The sequence below is a fragment of the Catenuloplanes niger genome (assembly GCF_031458255.1).
Taxonomy (GTDB): Bacteria; Actinomycetota; Actinomycetes; order Mycobacteriales; family Micromonosporaceae; genus Catenuloplanes; species Catenuloplanes niger.
Genome location: NZ_JAVDYC010000001.1, coordinates 1,864,333 through 1,883,934 on the forward strand (window position 1 = coordinate 1,864,333; position 19,602 = coordinate 1,883,934).

Consider the following 19,602-nt stretch of genomic DNA (forward strand, 5'->3'; position numbering starts at 1 on the left):
GTCAGTCGGTCTCCTCCAGGAGCAGCGCGCGGTGGTCGCCGAGGAGCCGGCGCAGGCGTTGCAGGCAGCGCTTGCTCTGCGACTTCACGACCGTGGTGGAGACGCCCATCACCTCGGCGACGGTCTCCACGCTGTGGTCCTCCCAGTAGCGCAGCACCACGATCGCGCGGTCCCGCTCCGGCAGCGTGCCGAGCGCCTCCAGCAGCGTCATCCGCAGCTCCGGGCCGGCCTCCGGGACCGGCGAGTCGAGCTGGTCACCGGTCGCGATGCCGACGAACTCGCGGCCGCCCTTGCGCCGGTGGTCGAAGAGCGCGTTCATCAGCACCTTGTGGCTGTACGCCTCGACGTTGACGGTGCCGTGTATCCGGTTCCACGACACGTACATCTTGGTGAGCGTGATCTGGGTCAGGTCCTGGGCCAGGTGCCAGTCGCGGCACATCAGGAACGCGGTGCGCCGCAGCCGCTCCGCCATCGCCTGGGCGAACTCGACGTACTCGTCCTCCTGCTCCTGGCGCGCGGCCCGGGCCCGCCCGGTGCGCAGCAGGCGACGCGCGCCGGACTCGGACGACGACGGCTGGGGTGGTGCGGAGGGGGCCACGGCCGGCGCCGCCAGGGCGTAGTTGCCGGGAACGCTGGTCACTCAGCCTCCAACAATCGTGTCGAGCTTCGGGAAGTCGGTCGCGCCCGACTTGATCAGCTCGATCGGCATCTGCGGTCCCCACTGTGGATCCAGCACCACGGTGACCGCCTCCTGCAACGTCAGCACGACCTGGCCGGGCGGGTTCTGCCGGCCGTCCCACATCAGGCAGTCGCCGAGCATCAGCGACACCACCACGCCGTCCGCGCGGTAGAGCGAGACGGTCTGGAAGAGCGTGCACTCGTCCGGGTTGTTCTCCACCACCAGCAGCCCGGTGCCGGGCATGTTCACGCACGACCGCATGCCCACGCACATCCGCGACGCGAGGCCGGCCGTCATCTTCTCCGGGCCGGCGAGGTAGAGGCGGATCATGCCGGCGCCGTCGCCACGGTTCAGGTACATCTGCACGTAGACGGACCCGGGCGGGCTGTCCGCGGTCTCCCGGTAGGCCAGCCCGTCGACGGCGCCCTTCGGTACCAGGGAGGAGAGCAGCGCCAGCGCGGCCGACGGCGTGGTGCGGGCGAGCCCCAGCCCGCTCGCGGGCTGCAGCACCGGCGCGGTCAGGTCGATCCCGCGGAGCGCGCCCGTGCAGTCGACCATCCAGAGGCCGCCGCTGCCCCACCGGTCGTCCGAGTGCGCGTCCGCCTGGCTCAGGTCGGTGCCCCCGGCCTGCCCGGGGTCGCCCTTGGTGGCGGGGCCGGCAGCGCCGTCCGCGGGCCGGGGGTCGCCGGCCGCCGGGCTCGGGTTCGCGCTCGGTGTGGCGCACCGTCCCGGCGTGGCCGGGGCGGCCTGCTCCGGCGGTGCCGCCGCGGTCAGCGCCGGCGAGGACTCCGCGGTGGGTGGCTGGGTGGAGCCGGTCGGCGTGCCCAGCGCGACGAGTCCCGCGACGGCGAGCACGGCGGCCGCGGTACCGCCGCCGGCACCGGCGAACCACCGGCGCCGACGGCGGACGCGTCGCCCCGAGTCGACGGACACCCGCACCACGTCGCCGAGCGGTGGTGGCGTCTCCCCGGCGAGCTCCTCCTCGAGGAGCCGGCGTAGTTCATGAGTCACAGCGGTGTTTCCCTCTTCCGGCCGACGCCATGAAGACTCCGCGGACGCCGGTTCGGTGACACCGTCCCGCACGGACGTCGCCGACCGGTTGACGATCGCCCGCCGCGCCACCGTCTTCGCGTTCCACGGCATTCCCACGTCACGCCGGAGACGGTGGCGCGCGTGCGTCACCGCTCACACGGGCAGGCCGTCACCGCTCTCCGGCCGGGAGGCGCCCGAGAACCGGTGACCGGACCTCAGGATCAACCGATCCGGGCGCACCACGAGGGTACGGCCGGGGCGTACCCATCCGGCCAGCACGCGGGTCCCGTCCGTGACGTCGTTCGTCAGGTCGACGACCGGCGCGTCCAGTGCCGCCGCGAGCTCCGCCGTGCGCCGCCCCGGTGCGGTGGTGAGGATCGCGAAGCCGGGGCCGAGCACGTCGTCGAGCAGCACCTCACGGCCCCGGTACCGGACCCGCGGTTGCGGCAGCACCCGGCCGGTCGGCGGGCGGCTCCACCACGGGCGCAGCTCGCTCGGCCCGATCAGCGGCGCGATGCCGCGCAGGCCGGCCGCGGTGAACCCGGGCACCCGGACGGCCGCGGCCAGCACGGCCCGGCGTACCGCCGCGGCACCGTCCTGTCCCCCGGTCATCGCGGCGCCGAGCAGCCGGGCCGCCTGGATGAGGCGCAGCGCGGGCCGGCGGCGCTCCCGCTGGTAGGTGTCGAGCAGCGCCTCCCCGGCCCGCCCGGTCAGCACCAGCTCCAGCTTCCAGGCCAGGTTCGCCGCGTCGCGCAGTCCCGCGCCCAGTCCCTGCCCGATGAACGGCGGCGTCTCGTGCGCGGCGTCGCCGAGCAGGAAGACCCGCCCGTACCGCCAGCGGTCCGCGATCCGGGCCCGGAACGTGTACGCGACCCGCCGCCGGATCTCCACGTCCGTGCCGCCGGTCCACGGCGCCAGCAGCGCGGTCAGGTCCGGCCCGTCCGCCGTCTCGCCGGGCAGCAACCGGAACTCCCAGCGGTAGCGGTCCGCGCCGATCTGCATGAAGGTGGCCGCGCGCCGGGGATCGCTGACCTGGTGCACGCCGCCCCAGTGCCCGAGGTCGTGCGCGCTGACCGCGTCCACGACCAGCCAGTCCTCGCTGTAGCCGAGGTCGGTGCTGCGCGCGCCGAGCAGCGTGCGGACCGTGGAGTTCGCGCCGTCGCACGCGAGGATCGCGTCCGTCTCCAGGCGGTGGGTGCCGTCGGCCGAGCGCAGCGTGGCGTGCCGGCCCGCCGGGTCGAGCGCGACCAGCTCGGTGCCGGTGCGCAACAGCGCGTGCGGCAACTCGGCCAGACGGTCCCGCAGCAGCGCGTCCAGCGCCGGCTGGTCAAACATGTTGGCCTGCGGCCATCCGTGCACCCCGACCGCGCTGTCCCGGTGGAACTCGGCGAGCGTGCGCAGCCGCCCGTCCACGATCCGCAGCCCGAGCGCGGGCCGGCTGATCGCGCTGAACGCGTCGGCCACGCCCGCCCACTGCAGGATCCGGTGGCCCTCGTCGTCCAGGTGCACGGCGCGCGGCAACGGGTACGGCTCGCGGTGCCGCTCGGCCACGACCACCGGGACGCCCCGCTGGGCGAGCAGGATCGCCGCCGTCAGTCCCGTCGGGCCCGCGCCCACCACCAGCACCGTCACTCCCACATACAACCGCAGACCCGGGCCGTACGCTCGCCGCGTGACCGGCGGAACAGCCCTCGTGCGCCGCGCGTCCGGCTCGTCACGGTGCGGCCACCCGCCACCACGAGCCACCCGCCGCGGCGGACGGCGGTCCACCGGCGCCGCCGTGGCGCGGGACGCACGGCGCGGTGCGGTGTGCCGGGCGGTTCGGCCGGGCGCGGTCAGCCGGGCGCGGTCGGCCGAGCGCGGTCAGCCGAGTGCGGTCAGCCGAGCGCGGTCGGCGGGAGCGGTCGGCCGGTGCGGTCAGGAGGTGGCGGTATGGGCGGCCAGGGCCACGATCAGGACGGCGGAGACCAGCGCGGTCAGCAGCCGGCCGCGACGGCCGGTCAGCGCGCGGCCGACCAGGGAACCGCCGGCCGCGATCAGCAGCTGCCAGCTCGCCGAGGCCAGGAACGCGCCCAGCACGAACGCCGCAGCCGCGGCCGGCGACAAATCGCCGGAGGCCTGCCGGGCCAGCACGAGCGCGCCGAAGTAGACGACGGTCATCGGGTTGAGCACGGTCAGCGCGAGAATCCCGCCGTACGCACGGATCGGTGTGGTCATCCCGGCGCCGGCCGCGGCGCGGACCGGACGGCGGTGCTGCCGGATCGCGGTGTACGCGGTGTGCGCGGCGAGCGCGACCAGGATGAGCGCGGCGATCCGGCGCATCGGCGCGGCGACCGGCGCGATGATCCCGGCCAGGGCCGCACCGCCGGTGACCGCGACGGCCGCGTAGAGACCGTCCGCGGTGGCCACGCCGAGCGCGGCGGCGGCACCGACGCGCGGCGACGTGCGGGCGGCCAGGCCGGCGATCAGGATCGCGATCGCCCCGACCGGCACGGCCACGCCTAACCGGCGACCACCCCGGCCAGGAAGGCCGCGCTCACCGTCGGCGGCGGTGCGCCGAGGCGGTCCGGTAACCCCGCCGCTGCCGGCGGCGCGCCGAGCCGGGCCCGGAGGCGCACCGCTGTCGCGCGGCCCGGGTGGCCGTCGGGACGGTGAGCCGGCGCCGCGTCGTCTCGGTCATGCGCTCCATGGTGGCCGCCCGTACCGTGCCGGGCGATCGGTTTTCCGGCCCGCCCGCCGCGGGCGCGGCACCGTCAGGTCAGGTACGCCTGGAGCAGGGTGCGGAGGGCGTCCGCGTCCGGCACGTTCGTGTGTGGCGTGATGGAGGGGTGCGGGACCGGTTCCGCGGCCATCAGGATGGTCGCGCCGACGCCCGCGCGGCGGCCGCAGAGGACGTCGCGGTCGAGCTTGTCGCCGGCGAACCAGGCGTGCGTCAGGTCGACGCCGAGCCGGTCGGCCGCGTGCTTGAGGATGGCCGGGTTCGGTTTGCGGACGCCGACCTCGTCGCTGTAGATCTCCGCGCCGAACGCGCCGTCCAGCGGGGACTCCGCGATGATCTCGCGGAACGCGGCGCCGCAGAGCGTGTTGCTGACCACCGCGACCGGCAGACCGGCGTCGACCGCGGTCTGGACCAGCTCGACGATGCCGGGCAGCAGCGTCCAGTCGTTGTTGTCGATCAGCCAGAGGCGGCTGAGCACCTCGGCGCTGTCCCGGACCGCGGCGCGCGCGGCGGCCGGCCAGTCCGCGGCCACGTACTCGGCCCAGAACTCCTGCTGGGACAGCTCCGGCGGCGCGGACGGGCGGGACATGGCGTCGCGCCACGAGCGGTAGGCCGCGCGGCCGGCCGCGTGGTCCGCGCGGATCCGCTCGACGGGCACGGACGGCCCGGCGATGCGCGCGAGAACCTCGATGAACGCGTCCTCGCGGCCGGGGCGGGCCGTCGCGTGGCCGATCACCCCGTGGAAGTCGAGCAGCAGCGCCCGTGGCCTGATCAACACGGCATTGATCCTGACATGTTCGCACCGGTAGGCCGTATCGGGGGATACCCGGATACGGCCGGTGTCCAAAAGCGACCGGTGCCCGGCTGATCCGGGCACCGGTTCACCGGGTGATCAGACGTTGAAGCCGAGCGAGCGGAGCTGGTCGCGGCCCTCGTCGGTGATCTTGTCCGGGCCCCACGGCGGCAGCCAGACCCAGTTGATCCGCACGTCGTTGACGAGTCCGCCGTCCGGGCCGCTGAGCAGCGCGGTACGGGTCTGGTCCTCGATCACGTCGGTCAGCGGGCAGGCCGCGGACGTGAGCGTCATGTCGAGCGTGGCGACCTTCTCCGCGTCCACGTGGACGCCGTAGATCAGGCCGAGGTCGACGACGTTGATGCCGAGCTCGGGGTCGACGACGTCCTTCATCGCCTCCTCGATGTCCGCGACCAGCTTCGGGTCCACGGCCACCGGGGCCGACGGCACGGCCGCGACCTCCGGGGAGTCCGCGGTGTCCGTCGCGGCCGGGGCGGTGGCGGGAACCGTGGCGTCGTAGATCGACGCAGGGGTGTCAGTCATCAGGGAACCTTTCAGGCAGCGGGTGTGGTCACGGCCACGCCGGCACGCGCCGCCGCGTCCTTGAACGCCATCCAGGGCAGCAGCGCGCACTTCACGCGCGCCGGGTACTTCGCGACGCCGGCGAAGGCGACGCCGTCACCGAGCAGTTCCTCGTCCGGCTCGACCGCGCCGCGCCCGCCCATCAGGTGGGCGAACGCCGCGTGCACCCGGGCCGCCTCGTCGGGCCGGCGGCCCTGCAGCAGCTCGTGCAGCACGCTGGCGGACGCCTGGCTGATCGAGCAGCCCTGCCCGTCGTACGAGATGTCGGAGAGCACGCCGTCCGGGTCCACCGCGACGCGCACGGTGACCTCGTCGCCGCACGTGGGATTCACGTGGTGCGCCTCCCCGGCGAAGGGGTCACGCAGCCCGCGCCCGTGCGGGTGCTTGTAGTGGTCCAGGATGATCTCCTGGTAGAGCCCGTCAAGCATCGCTCGCGCCCCTCAGCCGAATATCTTCCGCACCTGATCGAGGCCGCGCACGAGCGCATCGACCTCTTCGGTGGTCGTGTACAGGTAGAACGACGCTCGGGTCATCGCCGGAACGCCGTACCGGGCGCAGACCGGCCGCGCGCAGTGGTGGCCGACGCGCACCTCCACGCCGAGCGAGTCGAGCACCTGACCGACGTCGTGCGGGTGCACGCCGTCGAGCGCGAACGAGAGCGTGCCGCCGCGGCCGACCGGCGTCTCCGGGCCGAAGATCCGAAGACCCGGCACGGCCAGAAGAGCGTCCAGCGCGTACGCGGTGAGCTCCTTCTCGTGCCAGGCGATGGCCTCCATGCCGATGCCGGTGAGGTAGTCCACGGCCGCGCCGAGTCCCACCACCTCCACGATCGGCGGCGTGCCGGCCTCGAACTTCGCCGGTGGCGCCGCGAACGTGGACCCGCTCATCGACACGGTCTCGATCATCGAGCCGCCACCGAGGAACGGCGGCATCGCGGTGAGCAGCTCGTACCTGCCCCAGAGCACGCCGACGCCGGTCGGGCCGCACATCTTGTGCCCGGTGAACGCGATGAAGTCCACGTTCAGGTCGCGCACGTCGACCGGGATGTGCGGCGCGGCCTGCGACGCGTCCAGCATGACCAACGCGCCGACCTCGCGCGCCCGCGCGGTGATGGCGGACGTCGGGTTGATCGTGCCGAGCGTGTTGGAGACCAGCGCGTACGACACGATCTTGGTGCGCTCGTTGATCAGCTCGTCGAGCTTGTCGAGCTGCAGCCGGCCCTGGTCGGTGATGGAGAACCAGCGCAGCGTCGCGCCGGTGCGCTCGCAGAGCAGCTGCCACGGCACGATGTTGGAGTGGTGCTCCATCTCGGTGATGACGACCTCGTCGCCGGGCCCGATCCGGAAACGCGGGTCGTCGGCGCGCTCGGAGAACGAGTACGCCACCAGGTTGATCGACTCGGTGGCGTTCTTGGTGAACACCACCTCGTCGACGCTCGGCGCGTTGATGAAGCCCGCGACCTTCGCGCGGGCCCCCTCGTACGCCTCGGTCGCCTCGGTGCCGACCGTGTGGACGGAACGGGACACGTTGCCGTTGTGCCGTTCCAGGTGCGCCTGCATGACCTCGAGCACCTGGCGCGGTTTCTGCGACGTGTTGCCGCTGTCCAGGTAGACCATGCGGTGACCGTTGACCTCACGGTCGAGGATCGGGAAGTCGGCGCGGACCTTCTCCACGTCGAACCGGGGCTTGTCCTCGTACTGAGGCATGCCCTGCGGAATCGCGGCGGTCGACATCAGGCTCCTTCGACGATCAGATCGCGGCCGTGCCGGCGCCGGCGACGTACCGCTCGTAGCCCTCGGACTCCAGCTTCTCGGCCAGCTCCGGGCCGCCCTCCTCAACGATCTTGCCGTTGACGAAGACGTGCACGAAGTCCGGCTTGATGTAGCGCAGGATCCGGGTGTAGTGCGTGATCAGCAGCAGGCCGGTGTCGCCGCTCTCGCGGACCCGGTTGACGCCCTCGGAGACCACCCGCAGCGCGTCCACGTCGAGGCCGGAGTCGGTCTCGTCGAGGATGGCGATCTTCGGCTTGAGCAGCTCCAGCTGGACGATCTCGTGGCGCTTCTTCTCACCGCCGGAGAAGCCCTCGTTCACGTTGCGCTGGGCGAACGCCGGGTCCATCTGCAGCCGCTCCATGGCGCCGCGCAGCTCGCCGGCCCAGGTGCGCAGCTTCGGCGCCTCGCCGTCGATCGCGGTCTTCGCGGTGCGCAGGAAGTTGGCCACGGACACGCCGGGAACCTCGACCGGGTACTGCATGGCGAGGAACAGGCCGGCGCGGGCCCGCTCGTCCACGGTCATCGCCAGCACGTCGACGCCGTCCAGCGTGACGGTGCCGCCGGTGATCTCGTACCGCGGGTGGCCGGCCAGCGAGTAGGCCAGCGTGGACTTGCCGGAGCCGTTGGGCCCCATGATGGCGTGCGTCTCGCCGGACCGTACGGTCAGGTCGACGCCGCGCAGGATCGGCTTGAGCTCGCCCTCGGGCAGCTTGACCGACACCTGGAGGTCGCGGATCTCGAGGGTGCTCACAGCGTTACTCCATTACTCGGATTCAGGTCGACGTAGATGTCCCCGTCACGGACCTCGACGGGGAAGACGGCCACCGGCTCGGTGGCGGGCAGGCCGCTGGGCTCGCCGGTCCGCAGGTCGAAGCGCGAGCCGTGCAGCCAGCACTCCAGGGTGCAGCCGTCGACCTCACCCTCGGAGAGCGGGATGGTGGCGTGCGAGCACTCGTCGTGGACGGCGTGGAACTCGTCGTCGTCGGTGTGCACGACCGCGAGCGGGACGCCCTCCACCTCCACCGCGATGGCCGTTCCCTTGGCGATCTCGGCGACGGCCGCCACCCGTACCGTTGCCGGCATTCAGGCCCCCGTCTTGGCGAGCCGGGCCTCGATGGCGTCGCCGAGCCGGTCGCGCAGGTCCGCCACCGGGATCTTGTGCAGGATCTCGGCGAAGAAGCCCCGGACGACCAGCTTGCGGGCCTCGCCCTCGGGGATGCCCCGGGCCATCAGGTAGAACAGCTGCTCGTCGTCGAACCGGCCGGTGGTGCTGGCGTGCCCGGCACCGGCGATCTCGCCGGTCTCGATCTCCAGGTTCGGCACCGAGTCGGCGCGGGCGCCGTCCGTGAGCACCAGGTTCCGGTTGATCTCGTACGTGTCGGTGCCGGTCGCCTCGGTCTGGATCAGCACGTCGCCGACCCAGACCGTGTGCGACTCCGCGCCCTGCAGCGCGCCGCGGTAGCCGACGTAGCTGCGGCAGTCCGGCACGCTGTGGTCGACGAGCTGACGGTGCTCCTGGTGCTGGCCTCCGTCCGCGAAGTACAGGCCGTACAGCTCGGCGTCGCCGCCCCGGTCCGTGTACTCCACGCTGGTGAACTGCCGGACCAGGTCGCCGCCGAGCGTGACCTGGGTGTGCACGACGCGCGCGTCCCGGCCGAGGCGGATCTTGAGGTGCTGCGCCTGGACCGCGTCGGACGCCCAGTCGGCGACCGTCACGAGGTTCAGCCGGGCGCCGTCCGCGATCACGACCTCGACGTTGTCGGCCAGCGTGACCGAGCCCTGCTGCCAGAGCACCAGCGAGGCCTCGGCGAACCGGCCCACCGTGATCTGGGTACGGGTCGCGTGCAGCCCCTCGGCACCGGTACCGGTCACCGTGATGACGGCCGGCTCCTTGATCACCGCGTCCTTGGCGATCTCGATGAGCGTGACCTCGGTGGCCGCGCCGTAGCCGAGCGCGCTGACCCGGTCGAACGGGGTCAGCACCTTCTCGGCCTCGGACGCGGCCAGCGTCCGCAAGGTCACGCCGTCGACCTGGGGCAGCGCCACGGTGACGCCGCCGCTGACCGCCTCGGTGGCGCCGGCCAGCCCGCGGAGGCGCTTGAGCGGCGTGAACCGCCAGTCCTCCTCCAGGCCGGTCAGCGCCGGGAAGTCGGCAACATCGTAGGAGCGCAGCGCCTGCGACTTGGTCTTCGGCGGCGCTATGGCTTCAGCAGTCATCTCGTCCTAGCTCTTGATTCGTGAAGCGTCGGGATTAACCGACGGCGCCTTCCATCTGCAGCTCGATCAGGCGGTTGAGCTCCAGCGCGTACTCCATCGGGAGCTCCTTGGCGATCGGCTCGATGAACCCGCGCACGATCATCGCCATCGCCTCGTCCTCGCTGAGGCCGCGGCTCATCAGGTAGAAGAGCTGGTCGTCGCTGATCTTCGAGACCGTGGCCTCGTGCCCCATCGACACGTCGTCCTCGCGGATGTCGACGTAGGGGTAGGTGTCCGACCGGGAGATCGTGTCGACCAGCAGCGCGTCGCACTTCACCGTCGACTTCGACTGGGTCGAGCCCTCCAGGACCTGGATCAGGCCACGGTACGAGGTGCGGCCGCCGCCCCGGGCGATCGACTTCGAGATGATGCTGGACGACGTGTGCGGCGCCGCGTGCACCATCTTCGCGCCCGCGTCCTGGTGCTGGCCCTCGCCGGCCATCGCCACGGAGAGCACCTCGCCCTTGGCGTGCGCGCCGGTCATGTAGACCGCCGGGTACTTCATGGTGACCTTGGAGCCGAGGTTGCCGTCGATCCACTCCATGGTCGCGCCCTCGTGGCACACGGCGCGCTTGGTGACCAGGTTGTAGACGTTGTTCGACCAGTTCTGGATGGTCGTGTACCGCACCCGGGCGTTCTTCTTCACGACGATCTCGACGACCGCGCTGTGCAGCGAGTCGGACGAGTAGATCGGGGCGGTGCAGCCCTCGACGTAGTGCACGTACGAGCCCTCGTCCGCGATGATCAGCGTCCGCTCGAACTGGCCCATGTTCTCCGTGTTGATCCGGAAGTAGGCCTGCAGCGGGATCTCGACCTGCACGCCCTTCGGCACGTAGATGAACGAGCCGCCGGACCAGGTCGAGGTGTTCAGCGCGGCGAACTTGTTGTCGCCGACCGGGATGACCGTCCCGAAGTACTCCTTGAACAGCTCCTCGTGCTCCTTGAGCGCGGTGTCGGTGTCCACGAAGATGACGCCCTGCTCCTCGAGATCCTCACGGATCGCGTGGTAGACGACCTCGGACTCGTACTGCGCGGCGACGCCCGCGACGAGGCGCTGCTTCTCCGCCTCCGGGATGCCGAGCTTGTCGTACGTGTTCTTGATGTCCTCGGGCAGGTCCTCCCAGCTGGCGGCCTGCTTCTCGGTGGAACGCACGAAGTACTTGATGTTGTCGAAGTCGATGCCGGTCAGGTCGGCACCCCAGTTCGGCATCGGCTTGCGCCCGAACAGGCGCAGGCCCTTCAGCCGCAGGTCGAGCATCCACTGCGGCTCGCTCTTCTTCGCGGAGATGTCCCGGACGACGGCCTCGGACAGCCCTCGCTGCGCCGCGGCGCCGGCCGCGTCCGAGTCAGCCCAGCCGTACTCGTACTTACCGAGCGCGGCGAGGTGCTCCTCCTGGCTGATCGGCTGCGCGATCTGGTCCGTCATCGATCTGTCCTCACGGTGGAGTTCTTCTTCGTGGTGGTGTTACCTGCGTGCCCGGCCGGAGCCGGGATATGCGTGGTGCAGACCCCGTCGCCGTGCGCGATCGTGGCCAGACGCTGCACGTGGGTGCCGATCAGGCGGGAGATGACCGCCGTCTCCGCCTCGCAGAGCTGGGGGAACTCGGCGGCCACGTGCGCCACCGGACAGTGGTGCTGACACAGCTGCCCGCCGGTCGCGATCGTGGTCGCGTTCGCAGCGTAGCCCTCCGCGGTCAGCACGGCCGCGAGTGCCTCCGCCCGGGCGAACGGGTCGTCGCCCGCCCCCTCCAGGGCCTGCCGGCAGCGCTGCTCCAGCGCGGAGACCTGTGCCTCGGCGAACTCGGTGACGGCCGCGGCACCGCTGTGCACCGCGATGAAGCGCAGCGCCGCGGAGGCGATGTTGTCGTAGGCGTGCGTGCCGCACCGCAGCCGCGCCGCGTCGGTGAGCAGGAAGACCTTGGCCGGCCGCCCACGCCCGCGCGGCGCGCCCGAGGTGTGGTCACGGGTGGTCACGTCACCGTCGGCGAGCAGCGCGTCCAGGTGGCGGCGGATGCCGGCGGCGCTCAGCCCGAGCGCCCGGCCGAGCTCGGCCGCGGTGGCGCCACCGCGCTCCAGCAACAGTTGAGTGATCTTGTCCCGGGTGCGGCCGTCCTGCGCGCCGGTGGCCGGGTCGGCCTCCGTCGCGCTCGCGGAGAGCAGCTCCAGGTTTTTCACTACGCCAGTGTTACGTATTTCGGCTCGCACCTGCAAACCGCCCCTCCGGTGACCCGCGCCACCGGGGTGAACACGCCTCTACGACGCTGCGTAGGATTGGGCTCCGTGAGCCAATCGTCCGTGATCACGCCCGCTCCGCCCACCTCCGATCCCGGAGCCGTCCGGAACCTGGACCGCTGGCTGCGAGGGTTCGGCCTGGCGTCCCTCGTCGCGAACGTCGGCATCGTGGTCACCGGCGGCGCGGTCCGGCTCACCAAGTCCGGCCTGGGCTGCCCCACCTGGCCCCGCTGCACGGACGAGTCCTACACCACCACGCCCGAGATGGGCATCCACGGCATCATCGAGTTCGGCAACCGGCTGCTCACGTTCGTGGTCATCGCGATCGCGATCGCCGCGCTGCTCGCCGCCGTACTGGAACGTCCCCGCCGGCGCCGCCTGGTCACGCTCGGCCTGGTCACGCTGCTCGGCATCCCGATGCAGGGCGTGATCGGCGGCATCACCGTGCTGACCAACCTCAACCCATGGGTGGTCGGCCTGCACTTCCTCGGCTCCATCTTCGTCATCACCACCGCGTACCTGTTCTGGCGCCGCACCGTCGACCACCCGGTCACCACCACTCCCCCGCGCCCGCTGCGCCACCTCGCCTGGATCACCACGCTGGTCAGCCTCGCCGTGGTCGTCGTCGGCGTCATCGTCACCGGCGCCGGCCCCCACTCCGGCGACGGCGGCGCCAAGCGCAACCACCTCGACCCCGAGCTCATCTCCCAGCTCCACGTCGACCTGGTCATGCTGCTGATCGGCCTGTCCGTCGCGTTCTACTTCGCCGCCCGGCTGGCCGGCGCCCCCACCGGCCCCGCGATCCTGCTGCTCGTGGTCGAGCTCTCCCAGAGCACCGTCGGCTTCGTCCAGTACTTCACCCACCTCCCGGTCATCCTGGTCGGCGCCCACATGCTCGGCGCCTGCCTGGTCTGGATCGCCACCCTCCACGTCCTGCACGCCACCCGCCCGGCGGGGGAGCACACCACGGCGTAGCCGGAATGACTACGCCGATCAGGTGATTACGGCACCCGGAAGTCCACTCTATTCTGGGAATGCCATTCCCCCGGACACCCTTTTCGCGCCATTCGTCAATGACGCCTCTTGACTGCTCACTAGAAAAACCATTTGCCACATATAGTGCCTCCGGGGCCATTTGCTTTCGTACCCACCCGGGGGGTGTCTCGTGCATGTCGTGTCAGTGATGAATTACAAGGGCGGTGTCGGCAAAACGACGCTGACCGCGAACATCGCGGCGGAAACTGCGAATCTCGGGCATCGAGTTCTGGTCATCGATCTCGACCCGCAGGCAAATCTCACACTGTCCTTCTACACCACAACCGAATGGCAGGAGGAACTGCGCGAGAATCGGACCATCAAGCGCTGGTACGACGGCGACAGCCCGGGCCAGAAGGTGCCGCTAGCGGAACTCGTCGTGACTCCACCACGCGTTAATGAGCGGATCCAGGACACGGGTGGCCGGCTCGACCTCATCGCCTCGCACCTCGGCCTCATCGACATCGACCTGCAGTGGGAGCGATCCTCAACAGCGGCCACGACTTCGACTCGTCGACCCGAAAATATCTTCTTGTGCATGACTGCCTGGCCAACGCACTACAGGCACCGGAGTTCCGCGACTACGACCTCATCATGATCGACTGTCCGCCGAACTTCGGCTTGGTCACCAAGACCGCGATCGTGGCCAGCGATTATCTTCTCGTGCCCGCCAAGCCAGATTACCTTTCGACGCTCGGCATCGGCTACATGGTCACCAGCCTGAACAAACTGGTAAAGGACTTCAATAAACACGCCAGTCATCAGTCGGAAAACTGGGGTCCACGACGACCCATCGCACCGCGAATCGCCGGCATCGCCTTCACCATGACGCAGCACCAGATCGGTCGGCCGATCAACGCCCAGCGCAATCAGATCGAACTGGTTCGCGCGCAAGGACTGGCTCGCGTGCTGCAGTCCACCATTCGCAACAATCCTAAATACTTCTCGGAGGCGGGCGAGAACGGAATACCGGCAGTCCTCCGCGGTTCTCCGGTCGATCCGCTGACCGTCGAACTACGCGAGTTGACCGAGGAATTCCTGGCCTCCCTTTCCGAAAAGGGGTGATCATGGCCGCATCGACGCTGATGACCATGCTGCGCCTTGCGCACGGCGTGCTCGAATTCTTGGTCAAGCAGCGCGAGGAGGAGGTGCTCGCCTTCGCACACGGGCACACCACACTTGCCTTCATCTCCGCGTCCCAGCCGGTGGAGACGAGCGCGCCCCCGCCGTCCCGCCCAATGGAGTCGAGCGCGCGTCCGCCGGAAACCGTGCCGCTGCCAGCGGTGAACCCGGCACCGGCGAAGAGGTCATCCGGCCGAACCAAACCCACCATCGACGAACAGAAGGCGGCGGAGACGGCGGAAGCGCTGCGCCGGTGCGAGACGGAGAGCGACGGCCTCGGACACCTCAACCGCGTCGCCAAGAACAACGAGGACCGGAAGTTGATCGCGCAGGCACTCAACATCGAGGGTGCGGGCGGTCTGAGCAAGGCGAAACTGATCGAGCACATTCTGCGGCACGCGATCGGTGCGCGCCGGACCTTCGACGGGTTGTCCTCATGGTGACGCCCGACCGCATCCGGTCCACATATCTCATCGACGGACGCCGCGTCGTCCTACGGGACCTACTCGCCGCGGGACTGCTCGCCCCGGGCACGGCGCTCAGTTTCACACGGCCGCGCATGCGTGAGTCGTACAGCGCTGTCGTCACCGAGGACGGCCGGATCCGCCTCGAGAACGGGGAGGAATTCCAGTCGCCGTCCCGTGCCGCAATGGCGGCCGCGAACACGCGGGTACTGGATGGCTGGCACGCCTGGATCGTCGAGCCTGAACACCGGCCCCTCGACGCACTGCGGCAAGAATTGCTGGATAAAGCGGTCTCGGAGGCGCCTCCGATCGCGGCCGAGACGGCCGGTGACGGCCATCTGTCCCGCGTGCACGAACGCCTGCGAGAGATGCGGAGGCGGGCGGACGCGAACGATCCGCAGTCGACGACGGTCCGTGAACTACTGTCGCTGTGGGGCGCGCACGATCGCGGCGACCAGGTGAGCCGCATCGAGGCGGACCTGGCCAACCACGGTCTCGCCACCCGGCCGGGATTCCGGAGCGTAACGCTGGACGCGACGGTTCAAATGATCACCGCAGCGCAGGAGATCGCCCAGGAGGAGGCCGCAGAACCGGAGCCCGACGTCACCGTCCTGCCGGAGGACGACGAGGACGACGCCGAGCCGCGCCACGCCTGGCTCACGGTCGGCAACCTGTCCCCATTGAGTGGCGTCGAGTCGGTGCCACCAACGGCATCGATGAACGAGGCCGTGACCAAGATGTCGCTCAACGACTATTCGCAGCTCGCGGTGATGTCGGGCAAGCATCAGTTACGCGGCGCGGTGACCTGGCAGTCGATCAGCCAGGCGCGGCACCGGAACTCGGACGCACGATTGGCCGACGCCACGATCGACGCGCAGGCGGTCCCGTACGACACCGACCTCTTCGATGTGCTGGACCGAGTCCGCCGATCCGGGTTCGTCTTCGTCAAGAACGAGCGAAACGAAGTGGCGGGCGTCGTCACCACCGACGACATCGTGGCCCGCTACGGGGAGACCGCGAACCCGTTCATCTTGATCGGCGATCTGGACCGTGCACTGCGACGGGCGATCGCCGCCCGGATCTTGCTGGACGACGTGAAAGCGCTCTGCAGCTCGCGCATCAACGGCTTCGATGACATGTCGATGGGCGACTACCAGCGAGTGCTGGAGAGCGAGGCCCAGTGGGAACGTCTGAACTGGCAACTCGATCGAAAGGCCTTCATCGGACGGCTGGACGAGATCCGACGGATCCGGAACAAGGTCATGCACTTCAATCCGGATCCGCTGCCGGAGGACACCGTACTGATGCTACGGAACATGAACACCACGCTGCGCCGTCTCGCCGGCTGAGGATCAGGCGGTACGGTACGCGCGGATCACGGTCTGAACAACGCTGTTGCCTGACGCGTCTGCGGCGGCAGCGCGCAGCGAGACGTACCCCGGCGTCGACGGGTGATCCAGCACGACCGTGCCCGCCGTGACCGGCGCGGCCGACCACGTGGCGCCGTCGTCGTACGAGACGTCGACGGTGAGCTGCGCGTTCGGTGCGGCGGCGGAGTCCGGCTGGGCGTGGACGGTGACCGGGACCGTGACGCGGCGGCCGGCGGGGGCGGCGTTGGACGCGTCGACCGGGGGTGCGAAGCGGATCGTGGAGAGCGGCATCCGGGTCAGCCCGGTCGTGTGCGCGGAGCGGAACGTCCACGCCACCCGCACGTCCGTGGAGAGCACGGCGGGGCCGCCGCGGGAGGCCGAGACCTCCAGGCGGTACGACGCCGGGTCGGGGGGCAGCGCGAACTCCGCGGTGACGCCGTCGGCGGAGGCCAGCGGCTCGCCGTCGCGGGTGAGCGTGACGGTGCCGGTGGCCAGCGAGGAGTAGCCGGCACGGCCGGCCGCGTCGCCGTAGAGCGGCGCCAGGGCGCGGAGCGTGTCGCCGTCCCGGGTGACCCACTGGTGGTCGTACGGCGGGGACGCGACGGAGGGCGCGAAGACGCCGCGGCTCCAGCTTTCCGCGACGGCACCCGGCCGGTAGCCCTGCGGTGGCGCGACGGTGCTGGTCACGGCGACGTCGACGCCGTCGACCCGGGCGATCTCGTCGAGCGAGCGGAACCAGGAGGCGCCGCCGTCGGTGTTGTAGTACTCGGTGCGGGCGAACGGGAGCGCGAACGGCAACGGGTGCGCGAAGCCGCCCATGATGGTGTCGGGCAGCACCGGCCAGGCCGTCTTGCGGCCGGTCACGACCGTGCCCTCCCGGGCGTGGTCGGCGCGTACGGTGGCGAGCTGGTCGGGCGTGACCGTGCGGGTCAGCCCGGTCATCATCGTGCCGCGCCGCAGCCAGCCGAGGTGGTAGACGTACGGGCTGCCGGACGTGCCCGGCGCGGTCCAGGTGGAGCTGACCCGGGCGACGAAGCCGGGCTGGGCCGCGGCGGGGCCGGTCGCGCCGGCGAAGAAGCCGTCCAGCGACCCGCCGAACGTGCCCACCTCGACGGTCCGCGCCGGGGTGACGAGCGTGGTGGCGACCTCGCCGAACACCGGGACCGCGTCGGTGGCCGGCACGCGGGCGGAGACCGGTGCGGCCTGCCGCGCGTCGAGCGTGACCCGCACGTCGCCGGCGACCGTCAGCGCGGGCTGGGCCAGCACGGACACGCCGGGGCCGACGAGCGCGGTCATCAGCGAGTACGACCCGGCGGGCACCCGGACCGTGACGACACCGTCGCCGGCCGGGGACGCGGGCAGCGACGCCACCACGGTCCCGTCCGCGCGGGCCAGCAGCGTGCTGTAGTCGGGCAGCGGCCGGCCGTCCCGGCCCACGTGCGCGACCGTGACCTGGTAGCTCTCCGCCTCACGGTCCAGCGTGACCGGCGTGACCAGCGCGCCGGACGCGGTGAGCCGCCCGCTGATCAGCCCGGTGGCGCCGTCGACCCGGGTGTCGGCGGTGACCGTGGCGGTGGCGACGCCGCCGGCCGGCACGCTGAGCGTGGCCGGGCTGACCTCGGCCATGCCGGCCGGGAAGCCGGACAGATCAAGATCAAGTTCAAGGGCGGCGGACCCGGTGTTGCGGTACGTGACGGTGCGCGTGATCAGCGGGTCGTCCTGGTGCGGCCACGACGCGCGGCCGAGGTTGAGCACCGGCGGCTCGGCGAGGACCGGCTGCGTGATCGCCCGGGCCACGTCCACCCGGCCGGCACCCTGCGCGACGACCGCGATGTCCGGCAGTGGCGTGGCGCCGCCGATCAGCAGTGCCCGGAGCGCGGCGGCGGACAGGTCCGGGTGCTGCTGGGCGAGCAGCGCGGCCGCGCCGGCGACGTGTGGTGCCGCCATCGACGTGCCGGACATGGCCACCCGCTGGTCCGTGCCGGCCCGCGCCGCCGTGATGTCCACGCCCGGCGCCACCAGCTCCGGCTTGAGCGCGCCGTCGCCGATCCGGGGCCCGCGGGCGGAGAACGACGCGAGCCGGTCCGACCTGTCGACCGCGCCCACGGCCAGTGCCGCGTCGGCCGAGGCCGGTGAGTTGATCGCGGAGTCCAGCGGGGTGTTGCCGCCCGCGACGACGAACAGCACGCCGGTGAGGTTGCCGATCGCCGCCTCCAGCGGGTCGGTGCCCGCCGAGTCCGGGCCGCCCAGGCTGAGGTTGGCCACGGTCGCGCCCCGGGTGGCGGCCCATTCCATGCCGGCCAGGATCCACGACTCGGCGCAGCCGCCGTCGACGCACACCTTGCCGTCGAGCAGCGACGCGCCGGGCGCGACTGCGGCCACCGTGGACGCGACGTGCGTGCCGTGGCCGGTGCGGTCCTGCGCGTCCTCGGCGCCCTCGGTCAGGTTCGCCCGGCCGGCGACCCGGCCGGTCAGGTCCGGGTGCGTGTCGTCGACGCCGCTGTCCAGGACCGCGACGGTGGTGCCGGTGCCGTCGTGGCCGGCCTGCCAGGCGGCGGGCGCGCCGATCTGCGGCACGCTCCGCTCGAGCGCGGGCTGCCGCACCCCGTCCAGCCAGATCGTGCCGATCCCGGCCGCGAACACGCCGTCCGCCACACCCGCGCGGAACGACCCCGCGGACCCGGCAGACGACCCCACGGACGCGAAAGCCGGTGCCGCCGGCGCGGCAGACGACACCACGGCAGACGACACCGCAGGCCGCGACGACGACCCCGTGCCCGCGGGAGACGACCCCGCAGACGCGGAGGACGACCCCGCCGGTGCGGGGAACGGCGGCGCGAGTGTGCGGGACGGTGCGACGACGGCGGACCAGAAGGCGGCCTGCCGGGTGCGGTCCGTGCTGAGCAGTACCGCGTCGAGCTCGGTCAGATCGTCGCGGACGGTGGCGCCGGGCACCGCGAGGCCGGGGAACGGCTGGTTCTCGCCGCCGCCGTCGTAGCTCGCGATCAGCGGCAGGTCGGCGCGCCGGTCGTCGTAGCCGAACTCGAGGAGCGTGTCGATCTGGAACAGCCGCGGGTCGAGCCGGCCGTCGCGGACCAGCGGCAGCGCGTCGACCGGCGTCACCGTCAGCCGTCCGCCGTCCCGCCGGGTCACGAAGATCATGCCGGCCCGTCCCGGGCCCGGCTCCACCGCGACCTTGTCACCGGCCGTGACCGTGACCCGGTCACCGGTGATCAGCGTGACCGGATGCGTCGCGGCCGCCCCCGCGAAGGACGTCACCCCGCCCGACGTCACCCCGGTCGACGTCACCCCGGTCGACGTCACCCCGGTCGACGTCACCCCGGTCGACGTCACCCCGGTCGACGTCACCCCGGTCGACGGTGCCGGGACGGCGCCGGTCGCGGTCGCGACGCCGGGTGCCTGGCAGAGCAGCCCGGCGAGCAGCGGCAGGACGAGGAGGCGTCGGTGGGAAGCGCTCATTCATCGACAACAACACATGAACTGCGGCAAAAGCAACATTCATCAGCGTCAATAAATGAGCGCGTC

General features: G+C 71.4%; 18 protein-coding genes and 3 pseudogenes. 5 read left to right on the forward strand and 16 right to left on the reverse strand.

Annotated features, from left to right (window positions below):
* Position 1: 1 nt before the first annotated feature.
* The 15 genes and pseudogenes from J2S44_RS08080 to J2S44_RS08145 all read right to left on the reverse strand — a co-directional run bounded on the left by J2S44_RS08080 (position 2) and on the right by J2S44_RS08145 (position 11,993).
* Positions 2–640: a sigma-70 family RNA polymerase sigma factor gene (locus J2S44_RS08080; RefSeq protein ID WP_310410351.1), complete on the reverse strand. Its 639-nt coding sequence runs from the start codon at positions 638–640 to the stop codon at positions 2–4.
* Positions 641–1,690: a hypothetical protein gene (locus tag J2S44_RS08085; RefSeq protein ID WP_310410353.1), complete on the reverse strand. Its 1,050-nt coding sequence runs from the start codon at positions 1,688–1,690 to the stop codon at positions 641–643.
* Between the two features lie 174 nt (positions 1,691–1,864).
* Positions 1,865–3,343 carry a bifunctional 3-(3-hydroxy-phenyl)propionate/3-hydroxycinnamic acid hydroxylase gene (locus tag J2S44_RS08090; RefSeq protein ID WP_310410355.1) on the reverse strand — a complete coding sequence of 493 codons (1,479 nt, stop codon included), beginning with the start codon at positions 3,341–3,343 and terminating at the stop codon, positions 1,865–1,867.
* 285 nt (positions 3,344–3,628) lie between these two features.
* Positions 3,629–4,251, reverse strand: a pseudogene (locus J2S44_RS08095) (LysE family transporter).
* Positions 4,248–4,391: a hypothetical protein gene (locus J2S44_RS08100; protein WP_310410357.1), complete on the reverse strand. Its 144-nt coding sequence runs from the start codon at positions 4,389–4,391 to the stop codon at positions 4,248–4,250. The pseudogene J2S44_RS08095 and the gene J2S44_RS08100 overlap by 4 nt, the downstream one beginning before the upstream one ends.
* A gap of 73 nt (positions 4,392–4,464) precedes the next feature.
* Positions 4,465–5,208: an HAD family hydrolase gene (locus J2S44_RS08105; RefSeq protein WP_310410359.1), complete on the reverse strand. Its 744-nt coding sequence runs from the start codon at positions 5,206–5,208 to the stop codon at positions 4,465–4,467.
* Between the two features lie 114 nt (positions 5,209–5,322).
* Positions 5,323–5,766 (reverse strand): metal-sulfur cluster assembly factor, encoded by a 444-nt coding sequence (locus tag J2S44_RS08110; RefSeq protein WP_310410362.1) that lies wholly within the window; start codon positions 5,764–5,766, stop codon positions 5,323–5,325.
* A gap of 11 nt (positions 5,767–5,777) precedes the next feature.
* On the reverse strand, positions 5,778–6,233 hold the full coding sequence (gene sufU, locus J2S44_RS08115; protein ID WP_310410363.1) for a Fe-S cluster assembly sulfur transfer protein SufU: 456 nt from the start codon (positions 6,231–6,233) through the stop codon (positions 5,778–5,780).
* A gap of 12 nt (positions 6,234–6,245) precedes the next feature.
* On the reverse strand, positions 6,246–7,538 hold the full coding sequence (locus tag J2S44_RS08120) for a cysteine desulfurase (protein WP_310410365.1): 1,293 nt from the start codon (positions 7,536–7,538) through the stop codon (positions 6,246–6,248).
* Between the two features lie 16 nt (positions 7,539–7,554).
* Positions 7,555–8,328, reverse strand: a complete 774-nt coding sequence (sufC, locus tag J2S44_RS08125; protein WP_310410367.1) for a Fe-S cluster assembly ATPase SufC — start codon at positions 8,326–8,328, stop codon at positions 7,555–7,557.
* The gene (locus tag J2S44_RS08130; RefSeq protein WP_310410369.1) at positions 8,325–8,660 is read right to left on the reverse strand and encodes a non-heme iron oxygenase ferredoxin subunit; all 336 of its coding nucleotides are present in this window, start codon (positions 8,658–8,660) and stop codon (positions 8,325–8,327) included. The genes sufC and J2S44_RS08130 overlap by 4 nt, the downstream gene beginning before the upstream one ends.
* Positions 8,661–9,560 (reverse strand): annotated as a pseudogene (gene sufD / locus J2S44_RS08135) (Fe-S cluster assembly protein SufD); the annotation flags it as partial.
* A gap of 89 nt (positions 9,561–9,649) precedes the next feature.
* Positions 9,650–9,794, reverse strand: a pseudogene (locus tag J2S44_RS42855) (Fe-S cluster assembly protein SufD); the annotation flags it as partial.
* A 34-nt stretch (positions 9,795–9,828) separates the two neighbouring features.
* A complete protein-coding gene (gene sufB, locus J2S44_RS08140) occupies positions 9,829–11,259 on the reverse strand; it encodes a Fe-S cluster assembly protein SufB (RefSeq protein WP_310410373.1) in 1,431 nt (476 codons plus the stop codon).
* Complete coding sequence (locus J2S44_RS08145) at positions 11,256–11,993, reverse strand: helix-turn-helix transcriptional regulator (RefSeq protein WP_310429515.1); 738 nt, start codon at positions 11,991–11,993, stop codon at positions 11,256–11,258. Before J2S44_RS08145 ends, sufB begins: the two co-directional genes overlap by 4 nt.
* A 138-nt stretch (positions 11,994–12,131) precedes the next feature.
* On the opposite strand from J2S44_RS08145, the gene J2S44_RS08150 reads away from it, so the two are divergent.
* The 5 genes from J2S44_RS08150 to J2S44_RS08170 all read left to right on the forward strand — a co-directional run bounded on the left by J2S44_RS08150 (position 12,132) and on the right by J2S44_RS08170 (position 16,035).
* Positions 12,132–13,040 carry a COX15/CtaA family protein gene (locus tag J2S44_RS08150; RefSeq protein WP_374727963.1) on the forward strand — a complete coding sequence of 303 codons (909 nt, stop codon included), beginning with the start codon at positions 12,132–12,134 and terminating at the stop codon, positions 13,038–13,040.
* 160 nt (positions 13,041–13,200) lie between these two features.
* On the forward strand, positions 13,201–13,698 hold the full coding sequence (locus tag J2S44_RS08155) for a ParA family protein (RefSeq protein WP_310410375.1): 498 nt from the start codon (positions 13,201–13,203) through the stop codon (positions 13,696–13,698).
* Entirely contained in the window at positions 13,635–14,165 is a 531-nt protein-coding gene (locus tag J2S44_RS08160; RefSeq protein ID WP_310410377.1) for a ParA family protein, read from the forward strand. The genes J2S44_RS08155 and J2S44_RS08160 overlap by 64 nt, the downstream gene beginning before the upstream one ends.
* Before the next feature lie 2 nt (positions 14,166–14,167).
* Complete coding sequence (locus J2S44_RS08165) at positions 14,168–14,665, forward strand: hypothetical protein (RefSeq protein ID WP_310410379.1); 498 nt, start codon at positions 14,168–14,170, stop codon at positions 14,663–14,665.
* Complete coding sequence (locus J2S44_RS08170) at positions 14,659–16,035, forward strand: restriction system modified-DNA reader domain-containing protein (RefSeq protein ID WP_310410380.1); 1,377 nt, start codon at positions 14,659–14,661, stop codon at positions 16,033–16,035. The genes J2S44_RS08165 and J2S44_RS08170 overlap by 7 nt, the downstream gene beginning before the upstream one ends.
* Before the next feature lie 3 nt (positions 16,036–16,038).
* Here J2S44_RS08170 and J2S44_RS08175 read toward each other — a convergent pair whose 3' ends face one another.
* A complete protein-coding gene (locus J2S44_RS08175) occupies positions 16,039–19,536 on the reverse strand; it encodes a S8 family serine peptidase (RefSeq protein WP_310410383.1) in 3,498 nt (1,165 codons plus the stop codon).
* Positions 19,537–19,602: the final 66 nt, after the last annotated feature.

What these genes read in the sequence shown, in the direction of transcription:
- J2S44_RS08100 (WP_310410357.1), bottom strand. Translation starts at nt 4,391, where the DNA reads ATGACCGAGACGACGCGGCGCCGGCTCACCGTCCCGACGGCCACCCGG.
- J2S44_RS08175 (WP_310410383.1), bottom strand. Translation starts at nt 19,536, where the DNA reads ATGAGCGCTTCCCACCGACGCCTCCTCGTCCTGCCGCTGCTCGCCGGG.
- J2S44_RS08130 (WP_310410369.1), bottom strand. Translation starts at nt 8,660, where the DNA reads ATGCCGGCAACGGTACGGGTGGCGGCCGTCGCCGAGATCGCCAAGGGA.
- sufB (WP_310410373.1), bottom strand. Translation starts at nt 11,259, where the DNA reads ATGACGGACCAGATCGCGCAGCCGATCAGCCAGGAGGAGCACCTCGCC.
- J2S44_RS08170 (WP_310410380.1), top strand. Translation starts at nt 14,659, where the DNA reads ATGGTGACGCCCGACCGCATCCGGTCCACATATCTCATCGACGGACGC.
- J2S44_RS08120 (WP_310410365.1), bottom strand. Translation starts at nt 7,538, where the DNA reads ATGTCGACCGCCGCGATTCCGCAGGGCATGCCTCAGTACGAGGACAAG.
- J2S44_RS08110 (WP_310410362.1), bottom strand. Translation starts at nt 5,766, where the DNA reads ATGACTGACACCCCTGCGTCGATCTACGACGCCACGGTTCCCGCCACC.
- sufU (WP_310410363.1), bottom strand. Translation starts at nt 6,233, where the DNA reads ATGCTTGACGGGCTCTACCAGGAGATCATCCTGGACCACTACAAGCAC.
- J2S44_RS08165 (WP_310410379.1), top strand. Translation starts at nt 14,168, where the DNA reads ATGGCCGCATCGACGCTGATGACCATGCTGCGCCTTGCGCACGGCGTG.